Genomic DNA, 19,611 nt, shown 5'->3' with positions numbered 1-19,611 from the left:
GGTCGAGCGCAGCGTGGCCTGGCCCGGCGATCGGTGTTTTGGGCGACGATAGAGCCAAAAGCAGAGGTGGTCAACCGGTGAACCATCTCACTATCGATAAGAGCTACTTATCGATAGTGATATAGCCGCCAGTGGAAACCACCTATAAGTCAAGTCAAATGGCAGATAGCTGGACTATCGCGAATCAGCTATCGTGAAACCAATGACTTACGACATCGCCAAGCTGCCTCTGGAAACCCTCATCGGGCCGGTTGCCCGCGCCACCGAGCTGTTGGCTCGTCTCGACGAGCGGCTGTTCCGCTCTCCCATTCGTGAGGGCTGGATCGAGCGGCAGAATTTTGCTGACGCAACCGCTGCACTTTGGCTCGAGGGCGAGCTCGTCCACCTCGAGGACCTGGTGCTGCACGACGCGCACATGGATGTCCGAGCGCCGACCCACGAGCTCACCCGCGCGCATACGGTTTTGCGCGCCAGACGGCAAATTATTTCCCGCGCTCCGGACTGGGCGCTGAGCCGCGAGGGCCTTCGCCAGCTCACCGGCCGCGGCGCGGCGGAGCCGGCAGAAGGAGGCCGGGAAGGGGAGGGGAGTTTTGTGCCGGCGCTTGGCGCTGACGAGCCGATCGACACGGACGAGCCTGATCCGCTGGCGCAAGAGTTGGCGGCGATCGACGCCGTGCTGGAACGGTCGACCAAGGTGCTGGAAGGCGGAACGGCAGCGGCTCGCAAGGAGGCGGCGCCAAAAGCCGATCGTCCAGCTCTGGTCTACGATCTTGACTGGGACGAAGATGCCCGGCTGGCCGAGTGGCAGGGTGTGCTCGGTGAAACGCGCCAACTGCCGGTGATCCTGCGCGCGGCGATTCTGTTCGACACATGGTCCAGCATCGAAGTGCTGCAGCATGCGTCCTGGCTGGGGCCGTTGCTGGTGTCGGCACTCCTGAGGCAGGAAGGGCTCGCCGGCTGCCACCTCGCCTCACTGCATCTCGGCGCCAAGAATATCCCAAGAGAGCGCCGGCGGGCACGCAATCGCGACGACCGACTATTGGCCTGCATCGACGCCGTACAGGAGGCGGCGCTGGCGGGATTGAAGGAGCATGATCGCCTGGTGTTGGCAAAAAGCCAGATGGAGCGGCGGCTGCGTGAGCGCCGCGTCAGCTCGAAATTGCCAGGCTTGGCCGAACTCGTCATGTCGCGTCCACTCGTCTCCACGGGCATGATCCAGGACCGCCTTAAAGTCTCGAAGCAGGGTGCGCTCAACCTTGTCAGCGAACTCGGCCTGCGCGAGATGACGGGCAGGGGAAGGTTTCGGGCGTGGGGAGTGATTTGAGCGCCGCGGAGCTGCTTTCGTGACGCGGACCTCAGCCAGGGACATCGCCGTTCCATTTATCTTTAAGCGCCGACACGAATGCGCTGGTCAAGAGAAGTTCCCGTCTTGCGCGCTTCATTGAAGATTGCGCCCGCTGGGTCACAGACGGCTGGCGCGCTGCCGCCCCGCCGTTTTCTCGGCTTCTGTTGCAAGCCATGACACTGGTCTATGGGCGCCACGCCAGCGACCGCGGGGAACAGGAACTGTCCGCCCAACTCATGGGGTTTCTCAGCACCTCATTTGGAAGCGGCGAAACTACCCACGCCTGGCCGCAGCGCTTCTCACGAGAACTCGTCACGCCATGGCGCGCGATTGCGCGCAACTCCGAACAGGAGTGGGACGTCTGCGACGAGATGATTTCCGGCACCGACCCGTGCGCGATCTGGATGTGCCGTTGATGCATTTCGCCGGAAGGATGGAGGGAACTGGTCGCGTCAGCCTGAGCACCCTGCACAGCGCGAGGGGCAGAAAGTTCGACGCGGTCATCATGTACGGCGTAAACGCTTCCGACATCCCGGGCGCGCGCGATAAGCAGACACCCACGAGCCTTCGCGAAGCCCGGCGCTTGTTCTACGTCGGGGTGACGCGCCCGAAAAAACACCTCAGCCTGGTCTTTCAGGAGCACCACCATTCACCATGGGTCCCAGAACTGTATCAACGAAGTCAGCAGGATTGAAGCATACATAAGCTGCCGCAGCATGACGTTGTCCCCGAAGTTGACGTGGGCAGTCTTGTACCTATATATTCCCCAGGTCAACCAGAGAGGTCGCCATGGCTCGCGCGGCACCAAACACAAGCACCATAAAGTCCGACAGTCTGCAGGCAACGTTTCTTCGGCGCGCCACGTCGGCGCTCGAGCGCATGGCGGCAACCGCGTCGCCGAAAACGCTCTCCGAAGCTCTGGCGGCTCCGACCGATGCCGGATCGCTCGCACGTCTTCTGAGCCGGTCCGATGTCGTGGGGCCGGCCGTCATTGAGCTCGATCCGCTGGTTCCAGCCCTTGCCAGGAACGTCGAACATCGCAAGCTCTTGATCGAGCGCGCGGGCGGCACTTTGTCCGCCGAAGATGCGGGAAGTCTGCTCGGCATCTCGCGACAGGCCGTGGACAAGCGTCGGCGCGCCGGGTCCCTGCTCGCCCTCCGGGAGGGAAGCGACTGGCGTTACCCGGCTTGCCAATTCGATAATACGGATGTCGCCGCCGGCATTCCGGACATTGTTCAAGCTCAGGCCTCGTCTGGGCCGTGGGTGGCTCTGGACTTCCTGCTTGCGCCTGATTCCGCCCTTGGAGGGCGCTCTCCGCTCGAGGCTTTGAAGGCTGGCGATCGGGAGACAGTCTTGCGCCTGCTGCGCAGCGAGGCGCAGGACGGGTTTGCATGAAGTCTGGAAGTCGTCGGACCGCGCCGCGTGGCCCATCCGGCGCGGCGCCCCCGCCGCCCGATTGGCTTGGAAAGATTTCGCTACCTATCGACGAAATCGGCCCGGGACAGGTGCTCTACCGCGTTCACCGATCGTCGTTCGATCCGGTCTTCTTCGGTCCAGGTTCAGGCGTGCCGCCAACGAACCGCTTTGACTGCGCAAGCAGTCGGTTCGGTGTCCTCTATTGCGGACTGACCCTTCGTGGCGCGCTGGCCGAAACACTGCTGCGAAACCCGCAACGCCTCATGGTTGCCTCGACAGACATCGTTGGCCGGTCCGCGACGAGCCTCGTCTGCCCCCGGGCGTTGCGCGTTGTGCGTCTCCATGGGGCGGGTCTTCAAATCGTTGGCACAGATAATGCAATCTCAACCGGACCGTATGAGCCCTGCGCGCGTTGGTCCGATGCCCTGTGGGATCACGAGGACAAGCCAGATGGACTAGCCTACCAGTCGCGCCATGATTCCGGTGAAACCTGCCTTGCTCTCTTTGAACGACCGGACGTTCGCCTCACGGCCCAGCAAACGCGTCCCTTGTCGCAGATGCTGAGAGAAGTGGCGGAGGTTCTCAATATCTTCGGCAAGTCGGTATCCGAGCCGTCAGCATAGACCAATCCTCCAGACTTCGAATTTGGCGATTGCAGGTTCAAAATCCTGCCGGGCGCACCAAGGTCAACATCTCACCAGCTGGCAGTCCTAACATCAGCCCCACTTGCCAAATAGGCGACCGGCCGTTGCACCTGCGGCGGCACAGAGCAGGCAGGCCCCTGGAGCTCAAGTCCTATCCAAGGATAAGAAAATGGCAGACGAACCGAACCGGAATCCGACTGCTGACGAAATCGCTGGTATGCAGTGGTGGAATTCGCTTGCGTGATAGCCATCCGCGTCCTTGCGTTCCGCCATTGAGACGGCAATCGAAAGCGACAATCGGCCGAAGCTTTACAGCCAAAAAGGAAAGTCGGCGGCCCATCTTTCAATGGGCATTGCCTGAACCCGCCGACCTGCGGATTGCCATTGGCCCCGCGATTCGCAGCTTTGCCGGAACGAAGGTGTGCCGTCTAGCAATGCAGGCGTGTACAGTTCCAGGTGCGGAAGTTTTCAAGACTCTGCATCAAACCGCAGCCGCCGGATCCCGGGTTTTTCGTTCTGTGCCCCTGCACGGGCTGGCGGGCAGCCAGGGCCTATGAAGAAGCGCAACGGGCGGGCTTCCGATACTGGCGGAGGTTCCTGACAGGGCAGGAATCCCGGCTGGGAAATTCGACGGTGTCGGCCATTTCTTGCAGGAGCACCAGTCGCTGCCGTCATTCTCTGGCGGCGAAGCCGAAAGGCCCGACAGGGCCCGTTGTGGTCACTGCTCGGCGCGGCCAGTCACAGCAACATCCGAGCATGGAACAGAACTCGCTACATATAAGACATGCCCGCCGAGATGACCTGCCGACTCTGCTGGACTTGTATCAGCATCTTGCTCCAGGCGATGCGCGTCCGATGCTGGACCGCGCAGAGGAAGTGTTCGACCAGTTCATGGCCTTTGGCGGCAGTACAATTCTTATCGGTGAGGTCGGCGGGGTGCTGGCAGGTAACACGCACCGACTTTAGAAACCGAGGCTTCGGCAAGCGGCTCCTGCTTGCCGCATCAAATGCTGCGTGGCGGGCTGCTACAAGGTCATGCTGATGACGGGTTCGAAGAAGCCTGCAGCGATCAATTTCTATCTCAGCGCAGGTTTCGAACTCGAAGACGGGGTTCCAAAAACGTCGCATCCCTAACCGAGCGGAGTCATAGCCGAACGGCAGAAATGCCCGAGAAAAGGCCATCGGCAGAGTCACGCCGAACGGCAATCCCCATACGGTCTTACGGTTGACTCGCCACCTCTTTTCCGACACTTTGAATTGGTCAGGCCAATTTACCGATTCATATTGGTTTTGGGCGTTGTCTGGGAGGTTGGGCATCGATGCCGATCGAAGCCATCGTTCCGCGCCGGCTGTACCGGCAGGTTGCCGATCAGCTTCGGCAATTGTTCGACAGCGGCGAATACGCGGCCGGTGATCGCCTTCCCACCGAGCGTGAGCTGGCCGAGCGCATGGGCATTTCGCGGCCGACTATCCGCGAGGCGCTGATCGCGCTTGAAGTCGAAGGCCGCGTCCGCATCCGCGTCGGCTCGGGAATTTACGTGACCGAGCCGCCCCGCTCGGCTCCGCCGCCGAGCGCCGGAGAAGGGCCGTTCGAGCTTCTGCGGGCCCGCGAATTCATCGAAGGCGCAATTGCCGAGGAAGCCGCCCAGCATGTGAGAGCCGAGCATATTCGCATCTTGGACAGGGTGCTCGGGCGGATGGACCGGCAGCGCCACCCGACCAGGACCACGATTTCACTCGACCGCGAGTTCCATATGGGCGTTGCGGCCATCCTCGGCAATGCCGTTCTCGTGCGCGTCGTCGGCGACTTGTTCGACCAGCGCATGAATCCCTATTTCGAGCGGCTTTCGAGCTATTTCGAGGATCGCACCACCTGGCAGGCGGCTCTGGAGGAGCACCGAGCGGTGCGCGACGCGCTCGCGGCGCACGACCCCGGCGGAGCGAAGGCCGCCATGCGGCACCATCTGCGGCTGTCGCAAGAGAGGTTTTCGCGCAATTTCGGCGAGGGGTCCGCTGTCGCGGAGACTGCCGGGAAGAAGGAACCGCCCATCATTCACACGGAATGATCGGGCGCGGCAGTTCGGACGATCATCACAGGGAGGAGATCTTGCCATGAAATTCCGATACGCAGCAATTCTCGGCGCCATCGCCGCACTCGCCTTGCCGTTCTCGGCGGCATCGGCGCAGACCGCATTGAAATGGGCGCATGTCTACGAGACGTCCGAGCCTTTCCACACCGAATCCGTGTGGGCCGCGCAAGAGATAGAGAAGCGGACGAACGGCCGTTACCACATCGACGTGTTCCCGGCCTCGCAGCTCGGCAAGGAAGCCGACATCAATCAGGGTCTGACGCTCGGTACGGTCGATATCATCATCTCGGGCTCCAGCTTCGCTGCGCGCGAATTCCCGCCCATCGGCGTGACCTATTTTCCCTACACTTTCCGCGATGCCGATCATCTGCTCGCCTACACCAAGAGCGACATCTACAAGCAGCTTACCAAGGGCTACGAGGAGGCCTCCGGCCACCACATCGTCGCGACCACCTATTACGGCACGCGGCAGACGACCTCCAATCGCCCGATTGAGAAATGTTCCGACATGCAGGGGCTGAAGATGCGCGTTCCCGACGTGCCGGCCTATCTGGCCATGCCGCGCGCCTGCGGCGCCAACACCACGCCGATCGCCTTCGCTGAGGTCTATCTGGCGCTGCAGAACGGCACCGTCGAGGCGCAGGAAAATCCGCTTACCACGATCGAAGCGAAGAAGTTCTACGAGGTCCAGAAGAACATCGTGCTGACCGGCCACATCGTCGATCATCTCAACACGATCGTCTCGCAATCGCGCTGGTCGCAGCTTTCGGATGAGGACAAGGCGATCTTCACCGAGGTCATGCAGGAGGCGGCCGCCCGGGCGACCAAGAAGATCGTCGAGCGCGAGCAGAAGCTCGTCCAGTTCTTCAAGGACAAGGGCGTGAGGGTGACCGAAGTCGACAAAGCTGATTTCGAGAAGGCGGTAACGGAGAAGGTGAAGTTCGAGGATTTCGGCTATCGCAAGGCGGACTGGGAAGCGATCCGGGCGGTCAAGTAAGCAGCCCGGGCCCGGCGCCTGCCGCGCCGGGCCTTCTTTCTCGACCGAAGCAGCCAAAAAAATCCCGTTCTGCTGGAGCCGTGCCGATGACGCCAGAGGTCCACACCCAGGTCACCGCCGAGGAACTCGCCCACTCCTTCGAGGAGGAGGCGGCGCCTGTCGATCTGTCCCTCTATGCCGTCGAGGATTGGGTGACGCTGGCCGCTTTCTGGGGCATGGTGGTCTGCGTCTTCCTGCAGTTCTTCACCCGCTATGTCTTGAACAACAGCCTTGCCTGGACCGAGGAGGTCGCGATCAACTTTCTCGTGGTCGTCGTCTTCCTCGGCGCCGCGATGTGCGTGCGCCTGTCGCGCCACATCCATGTCGACGTGCTCTACCACTATTTGCCGGCGTCGGCCGGGCGCTTCCTCGCCCTCTTCGTCGACGCCGTCAGGATCGGCTTCTTCGTCTACATGTGCGTGCTGATGTGGCGGTACGTGTCGATCGTGGCCCGGGAGCGGATGACCACGATCGACCTGCCGCGCAACGTCTTTTTCTACGCGGTGTTCGCCGCTTTCGCCCTCATGCTCGTCCGATCGATCCAGGTCTTCGTCGGGAATTTAAGACGCGGCTATTCCGTGCTGGAGCGCCCGGGGGCGTTCGACGGGATCGGAGAATAGGCCCATGCTTCTTCTCATCGGCTCCTTTCTCGTCCTGATGCTGGTCGGCGCTCCCGTGGCGGTGTCGATGGCGACGGCTTCGCTGCTCTATCTCGTGATCTATGGCGTTGCGCCTGACATCATCACCGCGCAGCGCATGATCGCCGGCGTCGAGAGCTTTCCGCTGCTCGCCGTCCCTTTCTTCATCCTGGCTGGCAATCTGATGAACATCGCCGGCGTGACCGGCCGCATCTACAGCTTCGCGCTGGCGCTTGTCGGATGGATGAAGGGCGGCTTGGCGCAGGTCAACATCATCGGCTCGGTGATCTTTTCCGGCATGTCGGGAACGGCGCTCGCAGACGCCGCCGGCATCGGAACGATCGAGATCAAGGCGATGAAGGACCATGGCTACCCGGTCGAGGCGGCGGTCGGCGTGACCGCCGCCTCCGCGACGCTCGGCCCGATCTTTCCGCCGTCGCTGCCCTTCGTCATCTACGGCATGATGGCGAACGTATCGATCGGCGCGCTGTTCATGGCCGGCATCCTTCCCGGCGTCGTGATGACGGCATTGATGATGATCACCGTCGCGATCTTCGCGCATCGAAAGGGCTGGGGCTCCGATACGCCTTTCGAATTGAAGCAACTGGCCGCCGCGTCGGTCGAAGTGGTGGTGGTGCTCTGCTTTCCCGTGGCGGTCTACCTGGCTGTGCAGATGGGGTTCTCCATCAACGCCGCCGTCGGTCTGTCGCTTCTGGTTCTCATTGCCGCCGACTGGTATTTCGACTTCTCGGCCGTCATGGCGCTGATGACGCCGGTGATCCTGATCGGCGGCATGACGATGGGCTGGTTCACGCCCACGGAAGCGGCGATGGCCGCCGTCATCTGGTCGCTTTTCCTCGGCTTGGTCCGCTACCGGTCGATGACGTTCAAGACGCTGGCCAAAGCCAGCTTCGACACAATCGAGACGACTGCATCCGTCCTGTTCATCGTCACTGCAGCCTCGATCTTCGCCTGGCTGCTGACGGTCAGCCAGGCCGCGCAGGCCTTCTCCACATTCGTCTTTGCGCTCACCGACAACAAATGGGTGTTCCTCGTCCTCGTGAACATCCTCATGCTGGTCGTCGGATGTTTCCTCGACACGATCGCGGCGATCACCATCCTCGTGCCGATCCTGCTTCCGGTCGCCGCGGTCTACGGCATCGACCCGGTCCATTTCGGGTTGATCATGACGCTCAACCTGATGGTTGGCCTCTTGCACCCGCCGCTCGGCATGGTGCTGTTCGTGCTTTCGCGGGTCGCAGGCCTTTCGGTCGAACGCACGACGATGGCGATCCTGCCCTGGCTCGTACCGCTGCTCGTCGCGCTGGTCCTGATCACGTTCCTGCCGGTGATCACCCTGTGGCTGCCGATACAAATGGGGCTCGTCCGATGAGCGCCACCACGGTCGCGGCGATGCTGTTCGGTCCCGGGGATCTGCGCCTTACCCACTGCGAGCTGGGCGCGCTGGCGCCCGGCATGGTTCGCGTGCGGTTCGGGGCCGGCGGCATCTGCGGATCGGACCTGCACTATTTCCGCCATGCCCGGACGGGCGACTTCGTCGTCACCTCGCCGCTGATCCTCGGCCACGAGGTCGCCGGCCAGGTCGTCGAGGTCAATGGCGAAGCCGAAGGGCTGAAGGCCGGCGACCACGTGGCCGTCAATCCGTCGCGCTGGTGCGGGTCCTGTCCGCGCTGCCGCGAGGGCCGTCCCAACCTTTGCGACAACATCTACTTCATGGGCTCGGCCTCCAAGACACCGCACATGCAGGGCGGCTTCGCGCGCCTGTTCGACGCGACGCCGGCGCAATGCGTGAAGGTGCCGGCCGGTGTGTCCTTTGCCGCCGCGGCGCTCGCCGAGCCGCTGGCCGTCGGCCTGCACGCGGTGGAGCGGGCAGGCGATGTGAAGGGTGCCCACGTCGCCATCTTTGGCGCCGGCCCGATCGGCCTGCTCACCATGCTGGCGGCCAGGCTCGCCGGCGCCGGCGAAATCACCGTGATAGATATCGCGGCCGCACCACTCGCTTTCGCCAAGACCCTCGGCGCGGATCGCGTCATCGACATTTCCGGCGGCAACGACGAGCTCTCGGCGACGGCAAGGCAGGCTCCGTTGGACACCGTCTTCGAGATTTCCGGGACGGCGGCCGGGCTCGCATCGGCGATCCGCAATGTGCGCCGGGGAGGTACGATCGTCCAGGTCGGCAATCTGCCCGGCGGCGAGCTTCCGCTTCCCGCCAATGCGGTCATGGCGAAGGAACTCGATCTGAGGGGCACGTTCCGTTTCGGCGAGGAATTCCGCACGGCCGTCGATCTGATCGTCGCCGGCAAGGCCGACGTCGAGCGTCTCATCACCGCCAGGCGGCCGCTCGCGGCGGCGCCTGAAGCCTTCCGGCTTGCTCTCGATCGAAGCCGGAGCGTCAAGGTCCTGCTTACTGCCGACTGAAAGCTTCGAGAAGCTGCCGCTCGGCGCAAAACGCCGGCCGCTCGACCGCGACGCTGCACGACAAAACGACAGCGGGGGGCGCCTACGCGGCGCTCCAGGCCACCAAGCCGCTGACCTGGCCTTCGCGCTCTCCGACAGGCCCATCGGCCTGGCTGCTTGGATTGCCGAGAAATTTCGCGCCTGGAGCGATTGCGGCGGCGAACTCGAGCGCGCGATGCCTATCGAGACGCTGCTCACCGAATTTCGATCTACTGGTTCTCCGGCAACATCCCTGCGTCGTTGCGACTGTACAAGGAAATGCGCCTGCAACCGCTGACCTTCGATGCAGGCGAGCGGGTAAGCGTGCCGTTCGGAGTGAGCGTCTTCCCGCGCGAGCTGCCCATGCGCCCGCGTTCCTGGGTCGAACGCGCACTCAATGTTGTTCGCTGGACCTACGAGGATGGTGCTTCCTTCGGTATCGCAACTGTCCTTGGGACTACCCTGGCTCCGCCTTATGGATGCGTGTCGATCAAATGCGGCAGGCGCGTATCGTTGTTGTCAATTCTCGTACTTCTCCCAGACGCTAGCCAAATTCCACTGAGCCATCACAGTTTAGCGATGCAGGGTTGCCTTCTGAATGTTAAGCCTGCGGATCAAGACTTTTTATTCTGCGGTTTTCCCTTTCGCTTTGTCGAAGCCATCTTATCGAGTTCTTTTTCGCTCATTGACTTCTCCATGCTCTTGGAAGCACCCTTGAGCTCGCTTTTCTTTTTTTCTCCGCGCTTCGCTGCAAGGGCTGCGCCCGCGGCCATCTGCTGGGCCTGGATTTAGCAGGCATCTGCTTACTCCTTTTTCAGTCTGTCTCTCCCCTCTCCCTTTGAGAATTCCGGATAACGCGGGCTCTGGGGCGGCGGTTCCCGACTGCTCGGTCTTGCAGCAGGGGGCCCTGCTGCAAGACAGCTGAAAAAACGTCGCGGCACGGCCGCTGCTCGTGTCCGGCTCCCGGTGCACATGCACCAAGGCGAACGCGTTTCGGCAACCCGGGGAAAGAGCTCGGTTGGGCCGCAGCGTCGGGTGGGCACGACTTCCGCAGCTTGCGCTGCCGGTTCAGACATTGCGCCTGCGACAGATCGCGGTCGCCTATGCGGGTTAATATGCCCGCAGGTCCGAATTCACGCCTTCTTCGCAAATGCCCACACCATCAGCGGATACTCCTCATCATTACTGAGGTCTCTCCACAGGCCGTAGGCCCGCACCGGCCCGCCGATATGCGCTTTGGCGCAGGCTTTGTTGCCCCAGCCGAACACCTGCACGGCGTCCTCAGCGAAGCCGCCCTCGACCATTACCTGCTTCAGCCCCGCCGGCGTCCAGCGGTTGTAGTCGTGCGGCCTGGCATGCACCCGGAACAGGAATGGTGTCGCCACCATCGCCCAGCCGCCTGGCTTGGTCATCGCGTGAATGTTTGCAGCGGCCGCCAGCGGCCGCTGCACGTGCTCCAGCACCTGATCGGCAATCACAATGGAAAATTGTTCGTCGGTGCGGTCGCGGCAGATGTCGAAATCGGGGAAATCGACCGAGCGGTAGTTTGGGCACATCGCCCGCCAGCAGCGGTTCCAACCCGGCGAGATCTCGATCACGTCGCGAGATTTGCGGTTCGCTGCTTCGAGAAAAGTGGTGAAAGCTTCGATCTGGCGGATGCGCAGCCAGTTGCGGGAGTCATATCCGATCAGTCGCTTCACCGCGTGCTTGCCACGGTGTTTCAGCGCGCCGGCAAGGCTCGTCGTCATTTCGACCTCCTCCGCCGCCCGCCTTCATAATGCTCCTACATCGAAAAGCGTACAAAAGCATGACGAGGGAGACGGCGCCGAAGCGCCGTCTCCCTAAGAGACCCAGAGGTCAATAATCGCCGTTGTAGTAACGGTCGTCGCAGGGCGCGGTGTAGATACGGCCGTAGCGGTCCTGATAGCGGCAAAGCTGCTCGCCGCGCCGCTGTGGCGTGGTTGCGCTGCCGACGACCGCGCCAAGCAGCGCGCCGCTCGCCGCGCCGATCACCGTGCTCTTGGTGTTGCCGCCGATCGCCTGGCCGACCAGCGCGCCGCCGGCGCCGCCGACCAGCGCGCCGGTGGTGGCCCGTTGCTGGCCTTCGGTCTGTGTCTCGCATCCAGCAAGTGCCGCAGTCATCAGCACTGCCACAAAAACCTTCTTGATCATCATCTCCAGAACTCCTTCGAAGCCCCAAAGACCAACTGAAACAGGGGCGTACCTGGCCGAAGTGGGCTCGCATTGCGGCGGAACGGCGGCGCGCTTTCTCACGAAATGAGTCATGGTTTCCCGGCTGTTGAAGAGCATGGTCGCCAAACTGGAAAGACGCCCCGCATCGGCAAGTGTGATGCCCTTCATAGCGGCGTGCCCGGGATCGGCGGAACTTTCGTCGACGAATGATGTTCGCAGCGAATTTCTGTTTTAGAAAAACCTTAATTGCCGTATGGCAATGTCGGCAGACGGCTGGCGGGGGCCCGCCGAAGTTCAGGGGTCGGGTTAATGGCGTTGCCAGGCAGCGCCGAAGAGGTCGGGGCAATGAAACTAGCGTTATGGGAAGGCAAGTGCCCGGGCTGCGGCGGCACCGGCACTATGTTCGAATGCCCGAGATGGCGAAGCTCCAACGGCCATTGTTGCCCGGCGGGCACGCATCAGCACAGATGTCCTGGCGTAAGCGTGCGCTGCGCGGAGTGCGAAGGGACGGGCTCCAGCTGGCCGAGGGACACGCGACGTTCAGCTCAGCCGGCGTCGTGACTGCCTAGCGTATCGAGCCTTCAGACGCACCTGGATAGTCATGAGTGCGCCTTTGTCGGTCATCACGTGGTCTGGTGAAGTCGGCTCCGGAACGGGTTCGCCATCCTCGATGAGACCTCGACGTGAAAAGCGAGCGCCTGCTCGGCGAGCTGACGCACCTCCGCGATTGTCCGGCCGGCCGTGACGACACCGGGGAAGTCGGGAAAAGATAGGCCGAAGTCGCTGTCGTCCGCCTTGTGGATTACCCCTACGTATCCGCGCATGCCCATCACCCTTGTGCTCCGCGCATCGTCGCTCTGAACAATGCATTCGACATAAACTGAACGGGTATTCCTAACCAAGCCGCAGGCCGTCGATCGCTAAATTGACAGATCGGCACAACGGCGCAAGGCGATGGACAAGATTGCAGCGGCCCGCATCGGTCCTCGAGAGAGGCGAAGGGTTCGTGCTGCGCAATATCTGCGTATGTCCACCGAGCGACAGACTTACTCCATTGAAAATCAGCGGGATGCCATCCGCGACTATGCGGCTCTCATGCGCTACGACATCGTCGCAACATATGAGGACGCGGGCAGAAGCGGTCTCAACATCGAAGGGCGCCCGGCTCTGCGGCGTTTGCTGGCCGATGTTGAAAGTGGGCAGGCCGACTTCGAAACGATCGTCGTCTACGACGTGAGCCGTTGGGGGCGCTTCCAGAACATCGATGAAAGCGCTTCCTACGAATACCGATGCCAAAGGGCTGGCGTGCGGATCGAGTTCTGCGCCGAGCAATTTGCAAATGACGGGAGCGTCGGATCCGATGTGCTGAAGGCCATCAAACGCAGCATGGCCGCCGAGCTGAGCCGCATGCTCTCGCAAAAGACATTCATCGGCCAAACTCGGGTCGTCAAGATGGGTTTCCGCGGAGGCGGGCACGCAGGATATGGCTTCCGGCGCCTTCTCGTGGATGCATCAGGCAAGCCCAAGACCATTCTCAAACGGCATGAATGGAAGGCCCTGGCAACGGATCGCGTGGTGCTCGTGCCCGGGCCGGAATCAGAGATTGAAATCGTCCGCTGGATCTTCAAGCAATTCATAAAGGGCAAGCTGGAAGTCGAAATCGCCAGGGCGTTGAACGAGCGCGGCGTTCTCACGGACCTGGACCAGACATGGACGACCGCTTCGGTACGCTCGGTCCTGACCCACGAGAAATACATCGGCAACAATGTCTGGAACAGGACCTCCGAAAGGCTTCATCGCAACCGAGTGAAAAACCCTCCGAGCGCCTGGATCCGCGTAGAGAATGTGTCGGTGCCGCTCGTCAGCCGCAAGTTGTTCGAGCGTGCACGATCCGTCGCGCAGGCACGCCGTTCCCGTATCACCAACGAGGACCTGCTGGCGGACCTATCAAGGCTTCTGGAAGAGCGAGGATCGCTGTCGGGCTCAATCATCAACGCGACGCCAGGCTTCTCGACGAAAAGCATGTACATCCATCGCTTCGGAACCCTCCAGGCGGCTTACGACCTGGTCGGATATGAGGCATCGGCGAACTACCGCTACTTCAACGTCATCACCCAGCTTCATCGTCGCCGGATGGAGATCATTCAAGATCTTGTAGCCGCGGTCGGCCAGGCTGGCGGGCTTGCCTACTATGACTCCAAGAGACAGCTTGTCAGGGTTAATGAGGAATTCACCATCGCAGTGTGGATCGCGCGCTGCCGTCCGTCACCATACGGCTACTCTCATTGGCCGTTCCATAAGCGGCGTCTTACCGGGTCCGACATCTCCGTGTTGATCAGGATGCTGCCCGACAATGTCACAGTTCGAGACTTTTTAATCGTGCCCGCATGGGAGGCAGAGCACGCGGCCCCAATGCTTTCCCCAAACAATGGCGTTCGCCTTGATGCCTTCCTTTTCCAGTCGCTGGATCCTTTGGTGGAGATCGCAAGGCGAGCGCCGATCGGGGGAGCGGGATGACGCAAGCCGAAGCTTCTTCCATTGTGAAAAGCAGCCGACACGTCATTCATCTGACCGGCGATCTGCGGGAGCCTGCGGGACCGCTTCATAAATACGTGTTCCTTAGGATCTACAAAAATCTGAGCGAACGAATGCAGTGTTTCCTCAGCGAGGCGAATGCGTCGCGGGAGCATCTGGAGGGCGTCGTTGAAGCGCTCCGCCAGCTGCTGGCACTTGACGTATTTCGAGACCTGCTGAAGACGGAAGATTTGGCGATCATGCCAGCGGCACTGGCGAATAGAATTCTTGGCCCGGCTGCCTCTATCGCCGAAACGAAGCCGTACCAAACCGAAGCGACGAGCCAGCAGCTCATCGGAGGAATTTGCGAAGAAGTCCTCCACCTCCTGCAGGATTGCGTTGTACCGCCGAAGATGTTCGGCCTGCTGCGCCAGGTCGTGCCAAGCCGACAGATCGAGATTGCCCGGCTCATGCTCGCGTTGGAAAGGGTGAAGCTCAATACGGCAAGAGTTTTCATCGCGCTCACACCGCAGCCACAGCTTGCCGATTCTTGGAGCCCGCGGAAGCAGTTCGCCGGCATCGATGCCGCGCAGCTGGCCGCTATGGAAATAGAGTTCGCCGAGTTGGGCAGGACGTTCCAAAATGCCGCCGAACGTCATGGGCCCCGCAGCCTCGCCCTCGTGGCGGCAAGGGGCTATCTGGACCGCATCATGGGAAACGTGCGCGTGGTGAAATACCTGGCGCACAATTTTCCGGAGCGGTTTGCCCAGTTTCAATCGATCCTGGAACCCCTCGAGCGGACCCGAGTTCACTTGTCAGCCCACGAAGAACGCCGGGCGAAGCCCGGCGTTCTGAACTGCGTCAGACGATCAGTACCACGGGGTATGTGAAAGCGCTTCTTTTGCGCGGTGCTCGATCAATCATTTGTACATGCTGGCTCCCACTCAGGTGTGGAATCTCGAGCGATGTTGCGGAGCCGGGCAAGAACGGACGCCATGGCCGGCGTACAGGCCTCGATGCGAGCCTTCTCGACGAGGCGCTGCCCCCGCTCGCGCCCATCCGCCGCTTTTTTGATATGACCCAGGTCTTGGTTGCCTCATGGAGGGTCAAGTCGGCGGGCATCATAAGGACCATTCGCGCCTGACGCCGTAGGAACAGCGGTCTTCCGGCTACCCGGAAGATGATCGCGAGGCCGCATACCGCCGGGACTGCCGCGAAGGTGTTTGCGATTATCTCGCCAGGTTGCATCGCGACCGTCCCAAATATGCATGCCGTTCGGGTGAACGCCGGCTTCCCATATAATCTTGAGCCACGACTTCCATGGTCCCTATGCCAATTGTGCCCCCGAGCCGTTGCGGCCGTGGCGGCTAGGTAGGGCGTGAGTTGGTCGCTTCCAAAGTCAGACGGTGATGACTGCTCCTGCCCGGGTGCGGAGCTCACTGGTGAAAAATCATTGGAGACATGGAATAGTTGCCAGCCCAGCCTAGTAATTGGTGCGAAGAGGGAGATGTGGAGTGCACGGTCGCCCCCACGTCAACAACAGGGAGCGGCGGCGAGCACCGAGGATGGGTTGTCTCTCAGTGCTTTGCAGTCGGGAGGAGCACGCTCCCATTCGGCCCAGCGGTTGCCTGTCCCTGTCCCTGACCGCTGGGCCGCTTATCGACCCGGATAGGCGGCGCGTGATCTTAATCGGGCTAGGGAGACTTGTGGGCACTTAGACAGGATGAAAGCGACGTTGGACGTCATTCCGCATCTGGAAGATCTTTGGCGCTATGGCAGGGTACTTACCGGCAATGACTCCGACGCCGACGATCTGGTCCAGGAGGCTCTCGCCCGCGCGCTGTCGATGGCGGGCACTTACGACGGCACTCGTCCGTTGCTACCCTGGCTGATCAGGATCGTTCGGAACAGCTTCTTCACTGGGTCCAGTCGCGTGAGCGCCGAGAGGCGCCGCCTCGCGTCCTTGGCAGATATCTCCGATACAAGCTTGCCGCCTTCGCAGGAACATTCTGCCGAACTGTCGAATGTGAGGAAGGCTCTCGCACGGATGCCGACTGACCAGGCAGAGATACTGCATCTGGTAGGAGTGCTTGGCTTTACCTATTCCGAAGCTGCGGAACTACTGGGGATTCCCGCTGGAACTGTCATGTCCCGCCTCAGTCGGGCGCGTGCAGCCTTGAAGCAAAACTTGGAAAGCAATGGCGACAACGCTGTCGGCCATTTGAAGGTCGTGGGAGGGCGCGATGCGGTCCGATAATCCCGTTTCCGAAGAAGAGATCAATCGCTTCCTCGATGGCGAGCTATCGCCCTCGCAAAGATCTGACCTGCAGGCCCGGCTTGCCCGGCAGCCGGAACTGGCGGCCGAGGTGTTCGCCCACGCGCAACGCATGGAAGCGCTGCGCAACGCCCAGCCTCAGCGTTTGTTTCCGCCCGGCGCGAGCGTGGACAAGGCGAAGCGGCTGGAGGGCGCGTTTCGTCGAAGGAAAGTGCTTGCCCTGCTCCGGCTTCAGGTCGCCGCCGTCGCACTAATAGCGATCGGGTGGTCGGCGAACTCGTTGACCGTGCCGCTTCGCCAGGGAGGCAAGACGGCTGACGAAACCTTCATCCTGGCCGCGCGAGATGCCTTACGAGTCGCGCAGCTCAATGCAGGCCCCGAGAAAGGCACCGAGCTAAAGCAGGACAAGATCGAACGGCTGGTTGGCGCCGTAAACGTGAGTATGCCAGCCCTTCCGTCAGTATGGGTGGTCAAAGATGTCCAGGTGCAGCCCTGGAATGGTCAACAAAGCTTGGTTGTGACGGCTGATACACCAAGCGTTGGTCGCATCACCCTCGTCGCGGCTCCGATGAACGGTGAGGACGCAGTGCCACCGACCCCAGCCACTGACGGCCGGGTACCGACAATCTACTGGCAGTCGGGAGGGACGGCCTACGCCTTGATGGGCTCCGCCGCGCCGGATCGGCTCGAAGTGGAAGCAAAGCAAATCGAAGTTGCCACGCGGAGGAACGTTGCCCACAAGACAAGAGGTTGATCACAGCTCGATGGATCCGGAAGCAGAATTAGATGCCTTCGATATGGGCGCGTAAGCAACTGCATTCCGCCATCTGCCTGGAGCGGCTGCCTACCGTTCCGGTCCAAGTGCTTCGCCGCCTTCCGCAAGCCTTCAGAGAGATCTGCACGATGAACATTTTGTCTTTTGACAGGAGATATTACCCCTCTCCGTGTCCAATCTGCGTTGGGGCGGCTTTGGAGTCCGAAATCACGCTCCGCAAGGTGGAGTTTCAGTGTGCCTCCTGCGGCGCATTTGAAATCACTTCGGCGGCGCGCGCCGCGATGAAGGGACTTTCCCAGGAGAGCCGAGGGGTGTGGCTATCGCAGGCGCGGCAACAGCATTCAACAATCCCGCTGGTAGCTTGCGCGAACGAGGCGCTGTCACATGGCGCAGCGCTTTCAGAGGACCCAGCTCCATAACGGTCAAGGAAGTGCGATCGCGCCGGGCACTTCCTCACGGGCCGGCATGAGGCGGGGTGATTGCGGGGCCGTCACGCCGAAATGCCAGTCGTCTTTCTTCAAACACACAGGGAGGTAATTCGTGTTGGATTCAGCCGATGCGATGCGCAAACTGAAAGACTACGAGGAAGTTGGTTTGATCGGCTATCCTTGTGATGGGGAATACATTGCAATGGTGGCCAACAACAAACACGACCGCTGGTTACTTGGGGGCGAGCTGTGCGGACTGAATGGCGCCGTCGTCGCTGATCAAGCCGCCGCTTTGCACAGATACTACCCACAGAGATGTCGCCTTGTCTTGGCGACGATAAGGCACGACTGGATTATTGCTGTCCGAGACTATGGCCTCCCACAAACTGGCGAACGACCCGAGCTGCCGTCATGACCAACGGATCGGACGACCGAGAAACGAATGCTCTTGATGTGCGGCCTGCCGATATCCGCGCCGCGACAATGCTGCGGCAATGGGGATCGATGTCGTTCGACGCAGGTATCGAAATGGCGCTCGCCGAAGCCGCCGCTGAAATGAGGGTCGGGCGATCAGAGATCATTCGCCTTGCCCTTCGTGAATGGTTTGCGGCGCGCCAAAGGGCGCTTCTTGAGTGACGAAAGCGCGCCATATCGTTCTACGGCGCCGGATCGTGTGGGCAACCCCGCGTAAGCCTCAGGGGCGCCTGTTCGATCAGTGTCGGCCAAACCCTGAAAGCTCCGAGCCAAAAGGCAAGAGCCGGCCCTGCAACCCCTCCGCCGGAAATTCACACCGTTCGGTCAGTCATACTGAGCCACCACTTTAGAGCACTTCGCCAGGATAGACGCCCCACAAATGGGTTTGATTGACGAAGCCAGATGTCGCCCCTAGCGCTACAGCACACCACTTTCCGTCACACCGCATCAGTCTGACTCGCACGCGAGGTTCGAGCCAGGCAATGACGGGGCTATCAACTGTCGCTTTCTTGCGCAGCGCCACATTGTCCTTCATCCAGGGAGCGACAATACCGGTCCTGCGCCCTGACAAGAGCGGGCCATAGATCCATCCGGTGGTTCCCTCCCAATCCCTTACACGGCGCCAATTGTCATACTGCTGATAGATCTCCAGAGGGATGCCCGGTCGTGTCATGACCCATTCAATGTCGTAGCCGATACCCGGCCTAACACGCAGATTGGCGGACGAAGCTTTTAGCGACACGAAGCGCGGTAGAGGAAGAGCACTGACCTCCGCTCGCAGCCCTGTCGTGGTTGCGGGCGCCGATAGCAATACGGCTGTAAGAACGAAACGGGCGAGCGCGACATAAAACTGACGTCTGACCTGCCGGCGGACTGTCACGAACCCGAACAGTGCTACGGAATTCATGGCTGTTCACCTGCGAATGCGGAAGGGATCGATCAATCATCTGCCGCCATCAGAGGCGCCGCTCGTGGCGTGCTCCCGTTCAAGGCGAGCCCGGAACATCGCTCTGTGTGAGCTTATTCGACGAGCATGTGCGCTTCTCGGGCCGCATCGACCAATGCGTCCCTGGCAACGTCAGCCGCAATGCCGCCATTCATGGCCTGGCGGCAGGCACGTAGCGCCGCCAGATGCTTGTGGCTTCCGGCATTGCGCCAGTGCTTGGTGAGCAAGTCGACCGCTTGATTGGCGTTGGAAAGGTTCTTGATCTCGCCGGAAATGCCGGTGGCCACCGCCACCGGCCTTGAGAACCATGCTTCATACATGGCCACGCCTCCATTGCGATATCTGTCGCGCAAAACACTCGCGTCGCCGGGCGAAAATCT

At 61.4% G+C, this 19,611-nt stretch carries 21 protein-coding genes, 1 tRNA gene and 2 pseudogenes; 17 read left to right on the top strand and 7 right to left on the bottom strand.

What is annotated here, in order from left to right; translation table 11 throughout:
- The first annotated feature begins 202 nt into the window (after positions 1-202).
- The 6 genes and pseudogenes from EJ071_RS15425 to EJ071_RS38290 all read left to right on the top strand — a co-directional run bounded on the left by EJ071_RS15425 (position 203) and on the right by EJ071_RS38290 (position 3,444).
- Positions 203-1,324, top strand: a complete 1,122-nt coding sequence (locus EJ071_RS15425; protein ID WP_126098615.1) for an RHE_PE00001 family protein — start codon at positions 203-205, stop codon at positions 1,322-1,324.
- A gap of 194 nt (positions 1,325-1,518) precedes the next feature.
- Complete coding sequence (locus tag EJ071_RS39465) at positions 1,519-1,761, top strand: hypothetical protein (protein WP_245460251.1); 243 nt, start codon at positions 1,519-1,521, stop codon at positions 1,759-1,761.
- Positions 1,737-2,039, top strand: coding sequence for a 3'-5' exonuclease (locus EJ071_RS39460; protein ID WP_245460250.1), 303 nt, complete (start codon positions 1,737-1,739; stop codon positions 2,037-2,039). The genes EJ071_RS39465 and EJ071_RS39460 overlap by 25 nt, the downstream gene beginning before the upstream one ends.
- 95 nt (positions 2,040-2,134) lie before the next feature.
- The gene (locus tag EJ071_RS15415) at positions 2,135-2,740 is read left to right on the top strand and encodes a helix-turn-helix domain-containing protein (protein WP_126098614.1); all 606 of its coding nucleotides are present in this window, start codon (positions 2,135-2,137) and stop codon (positions 2,738-2,740) included.
- A pseudogene (locus EJ071_RS15410) lies at positions 2,737-3,369 on the top strand (RES family NAD+ phosphorylase); the annotation flags it as partial. The gene EJ071_RS15415 and the pseudogene EJ071_RS15410, both read left to right, overlap by 4 nt.
- Positions 3,334-3,444, top strand: a tRNA-Arg gene (locus EJ071_RS38290). The pseudogene EJ071_RS15410 and the gene EJ071_RS38290, both read left to right, overlap by 36 nt.
- Before the next feature lie 732 nt (positions 3,445-4,176).
- On the opposite strand, the gene EJ071_RS38515 is transcribed toward EJ071_RS38290, so the two are convergent.
- On the bottom strand, positions 4,177-4,722 hold the full coding sequence (locus EJ071_RS38515; RefSeq protein WP_189521485.1) for a hypothetical protein: 546 nt from the start codon (positions 4,720-4,722) through the stop codon (positions 4,177-4,179).
- Between the two features lie 2 nt (positions 4,723-4,724).
- On the opposite strand from EJ071_RS38515, the gene EJ071_RS15400 reads away from it, so the two are divergent.
- The 5 genes from EJ071_RS15400 to EJ071_RS15380 all read left to right on the top strand — a co-directional run bounded on the left by EJ071_RS15400 (position 4,725) and on the right by EJ071_RS15380 (position 9,608).
- Positions 4,725-5,471: a FadR/GntR family transcriptional regulator gene (locus EJ071_RS15400; protein WP_126098612.1), complete on the top strand. Its 747-nt coding sequence runs from the start codon at positions 4,725-4,727 to the stop codon at positions 5,469-5,471.
- Positions 5,472-5,517: 46 nt separating this feature from the next.
- A complete protein-coding gene (locus tag EJ071_RS15395) occupies positions 5,518-6,492 on the top strand; it encodes a sialic acid TRAP transporter substrate-binding protein SiaP (protein WP_126098611.1) in 975 nt (324 codons plus the stop codon).
- 86 nt (positions 6,493-6,578) lie between these two features.
- Positions 6,579-7,151: a TRAP transporter small permease gene (locus EJ071_RS15390; RefSeq protein ID WP_126098610.1), complete on the top strand. Its 573-nt coding sequence runs from the start codon at positions 6,579-6,581 to the stop codon at positions 7,149-7,151.
- Positions 7,152-7,155: 4 nt separating this feature from the next.
- Positions 7,156-8,562: a TRAP transporter large permease gene (locus EJ071_RS15385; RefSeq protein WP_126098609.1), complete on the top strand. Its 1,407-nt coding sequence runs from the start codon at positions 7,156-7,158 to the stop codon at positions 8,560-8,562.
- The gene (locus EJ071_RS15380) at positions 8,559-9,608 is read left to right on the top strand and encodes an L-idonate 5-dehydrogenase (RefSeq protein WP_126098608.1); all 1,050 of its coding nucleotides are present in this window, start codon (positions 8,559-8,561) and stop codon (positions 9,606-9,608) included. The genes EJ071_RS15385 and EJ071_RS15380 overlap by 4 nt, the downstream gene beginning before the upstream one ends.
- 632 nt (positions 9,609-10,240) lie before the next feature.
- Here EJ071_RS15380 and EJ071_RS15375 read toward each other — a convergent pair.
- The 4 genes and pseudogenes from EJ071_RS15375 to EJ071_RS15360 all read right to left on the bottom strand — a co-directional run bounded on the left by EJ071_RS15375 (position 10,241) and on the right by EJ071_RS15360 (position 12,643).
- Positions 10,241-10,425 (bottom strand): annotated as a pseudogene (locus EJ071_RS15375) (DUF3008 family protein).
- 334 nt (positions 10,426-10,759) lie between these two features.
- Complete coding sequence (locus tag EJ071_RS15370; RefSeq protein WP_126098607.1) at positions 10,760-11,374, bottom strand: methyltransferase domain-containing protein; 615 nt, start codon at positions 11,372-11,374, stop codon at positions 10,760-10,762.
- Positions 11,375-11,483: 109 nt separating this feature from the next.
- Complete coding sequence (locus EJ071_RS15365; protein WP_126098606.1) at positions 11,484-11,801, bottom strand: YMGG-like glycine zipper-containing protein; 318 nt, start codon at positions 11,799-11,801, stop codon at positions 11,484-11,486.
- 641 nt (positions 11,802-12,442) lie between these two features.
- Complete coding sequence (locus tag EJ071_RS15360; protein ID WP_245460249.1) at positions 12,443-12,643, bottom strand: type II toxin-antitoxin system HicB family antitoxin; 201 nt, start codon at positions 12,641-12,643, stop codon at positions 12,443-12,445.
- A gap of 130 nt (positions 12,644-12,773) precedes the next feature.
- Between EJ071_RS15360 and EJ071_RS15355 the strand changes: the two genes are divergently transcribed.
- From EJ071_RS15355 to EJ071_RS15330, 6 genes are all read left to right on the top strand, one after another.
- Positions 12,774-14,336, top strand: a complete 1,563-nt coding sequence (locus EJ071_RS15355) for a recombinase family protein (RefSeq protein WP_189521484.1) — start codon at positions 12,774-12,776, stop codon at positions 14,334-14,336.
- Entirely contained in the window at positions 14,333-15,223 is an 891-nt protein-coding gene (locus EJ071_RS15350; RefSeq protein WP_126098605.1) for a plasmid partitioning protein RepB C-terminal domain-containing protein, read from the top strand. Before EJ071_RS15355 ends, EJ071_RS15350 begins: the two co-directional genes overlap by 4 nt.
- 845 nt (positions 15,224-16,068) lie before the next feature.
- Positions 16,069-16,590 carry a sigma-70 family RNA polymerase sigma factor gene (locus tag EJ071_RS15345; protein WP_245460248.1) on the top strand — a complete coding sequence of 174 codons (522 nt, stop codon included), beginning with the start codon at positions 16,069-16,071 and terminating at the stop codon, positions 16,588-16,590.
- Positions 16,577-17,362 carry a hypothetical protein gene (locus tag EJ071_RS15340; RefSeq protein WP_126098603.1) on the top strand — a complete coding sequence of 262 codons (786 nt, stop codon included), beginning with the start codon at positions 16,577-16,579 and terminating at the stop codon, positions 17,360-17,362. The genes EJ071_RS15345 and EJ071_RS15340 overlap by 14 nt, the downstream gene beginning before the upstream one ends.
- A gap of 561 nt (positions 17,363-17,923) precedes the next feature.
- Positions 17,924-18,226 (top strand): hypothetical protein, encoded by a 303-nt coding sequence (locus EJ071_RS15335; protein ID WP_126098602.1) that lies wholly within the window; start codon positions 17,924-17,926, stop codon positions 18,224-18,226.
- The gene (locus EJ071_RS15330) at positions 18,223-18,447 is read left to right on the top strand and encodes a ribbon-helix-helix protein, CopG family (RefSeq protein ID WP_126098601.1); all 225 of its coding nucleotides are present in this window, start codon (positions 18,223-18,225) and stop codon (positions 18,445-18,447) included. Before EJ071_RS15335 ends, EJ071_RS15330 begins: the two co-directional genes overlap by 4 nt.
- Before the next feature lie 184 nt (positions 18,448-18,631).
- Here the strand turns inward: EJ071_RS15330 and EJ071_RS15325 are convergent, their stop codons facing one another.
- Both EJ071_RS15325 and EJ071_RS15320 read right to left on the bottom strand, forming a co-directional pair.
- The gene (locus tag EJ071_RS15325; protein WP_126098600.1) at positions 18,632-19,192 is read right to left on the bottom strand and encodes an SH3 domain-containing protein; all 561 of its coding nucleotides are present in this window, start codon (positions 19,190-19,192) and stop codon (positions 18,632-18,634) included.
- 113 nt (positions 19,193-19,305) lie between these two features.
- A complete protein-coding gene (locus tag EJ071_RS15320; protein ID WP_126098599.1) occupies positions 19,306-19,551 on the bottom strand; it encodes a DUF982 domain-containing protein in 246 nt (81 codons plus the stop codon).
- Positions 19,552-19,611: the final 60 nt, after the last annotated feature.

Origin of the sequence: Mesorhizobium sp. M1B.F.Ca.ET.045.04.1.1, from assembly GCF_003952465.1 — a bacterium.
In the GTDB taxonomy this organism is placed as follows: domain Bacteria; phylum Pseudomonadota; class Alphaproteobacteria; order Rhizobiales; family Rhizobiaceae; genus Mesorhizobium; species Mesorhizobium shonense.
Note: the sequence above shows the minus strand (reverse complement) of the source record. Positions and strands in the feature narration are given on the sequence as shown.

Bases quoted from the DNA above. Each gene is read 5' to 3' on its own strand.
- EJ071_RS15425 (WP_126098615.1), top strand. From the start codon at position 203: ATGACTTACGACATCGCCAAGCTGCCTCTGGAAACCCTCATCGGGCCG.
- EJ071_RS39465 (WP_245460251.1), top strand. From the start codon at position 1,519: ATGACACTGGTCTATGGGCGCCACGCCAGCGACCGCGGGGAACAGGAA.
- EJ071_RS15415 (WP_126098614.1), top strand. From the start codon at position 2,135: ATGGCTCGCGCGGCACCAAACACAAGCACCATAAAGTCCGACAGTCTG.
- EJ071_RS38515 (WP_189521485.1), bottom strand. From the start codon at position 4,722: ATGCCCAACCTCCCAGACAACGCCCAAAACCAATATGAATCGGTAAAT.
- EJ071_RS15400 (WP_126098612.1), top strand. From the start codon at position 4,725: ATGCCGATCGAAGCCATCGTTCCGCGCCGGCTGTACCGGCAGGTTGCC.
- EJ071_RS15395 (WP_126098611.1), top strand. From the start codon at position 5,518: ATGAAATTCCGATACGCAGCAATTCTCGGCGCCATCGCCGCACTCGCC.
- EJ071_RS15390 (WP_126098610.1), top strand. From the start codon at position 6,579: ATGACGCCAGAGGTCCACACCCAGGTCACCGCCGAGGAACTCGCCCAC.
- EJ071_RS15385 (WP_126098609.1), top strand. From the start codon at position 7,156: ATGCTTCTTCTCATCGGCTCCTTTCTCGTCCTGATGCTGGTCGGCGCT.
- EJ071_RS15380 (WP_126098608.1), top strand. From the start codon at position 8,559: ATGAGCGCCACCACGGTCGCGGCGATGCTGTTCGGTCCCGGGGATCTG.
- EJ071_RS15370 (WP_126098607.1), bottom strand. From the start codon at position 11,374: ATGACGACGAGCCTTGCCGGCGCGCTGAAACACCGTGGCAAGCACGCG.
- EJ071_RS15365 (WP_126098606.1), bottom strand. From the start codon at position 11,801: ATGATGATCAAGAAGGTTTTTGTGGCAGTGCTGATGACTGCGGCACTT.
- EJ071_RS15360 (WP_245460249.1), bottom strand. From the start codon at position 12,643: ATGCGCGGATACGTAGGGGTAATCCACAAGGCGGACGACAGCGACTTC.
- EJ071_RS15355 (WP_189521484.1), top strand. From the start codon at position 12,774: ATGGACAAGATTGCAGCGGCCCGCATCGGTCCTCGAGAGAGGCGAAGG.
- EJ071_RS15350 (WP_126098605.1), top strand. From the start codon at position 14,333: ATGACGCAAGCCGAAGCTTCTTCCATTGTGAAAAGCAGCCGACACGTC.
- EJ071_RS15340 (WP_126098603.1), top strand. From the start codon at position 16,577: ATGCGGTCCGATAATCCCGTTTCCGAAGAAGAGATCAATCGCTTCCTC.
- EJ071_RS15330 (WP_126098601.1), top strand. From the start codon at position 18,223: ATGACCAACGGATCGGACGACCGAGAAACGAATGCTCTTGATGTGCGG.
- EJ071_RS15325 (WP_126098600.1), bottom strand. From the start codon at position 19,192: ATGAATTCCGTAGCACTGTTCGGGTTCGTGACAGTCCGCCGGCAGGTC.
- EJ071_RS15320 (WP_126098599.1), bottom strand. From the start codon at position 19,551: ATGTATGAAGCATGGTTCTCAAGGCCGGTGGCGGTGGCCACCGGCATT.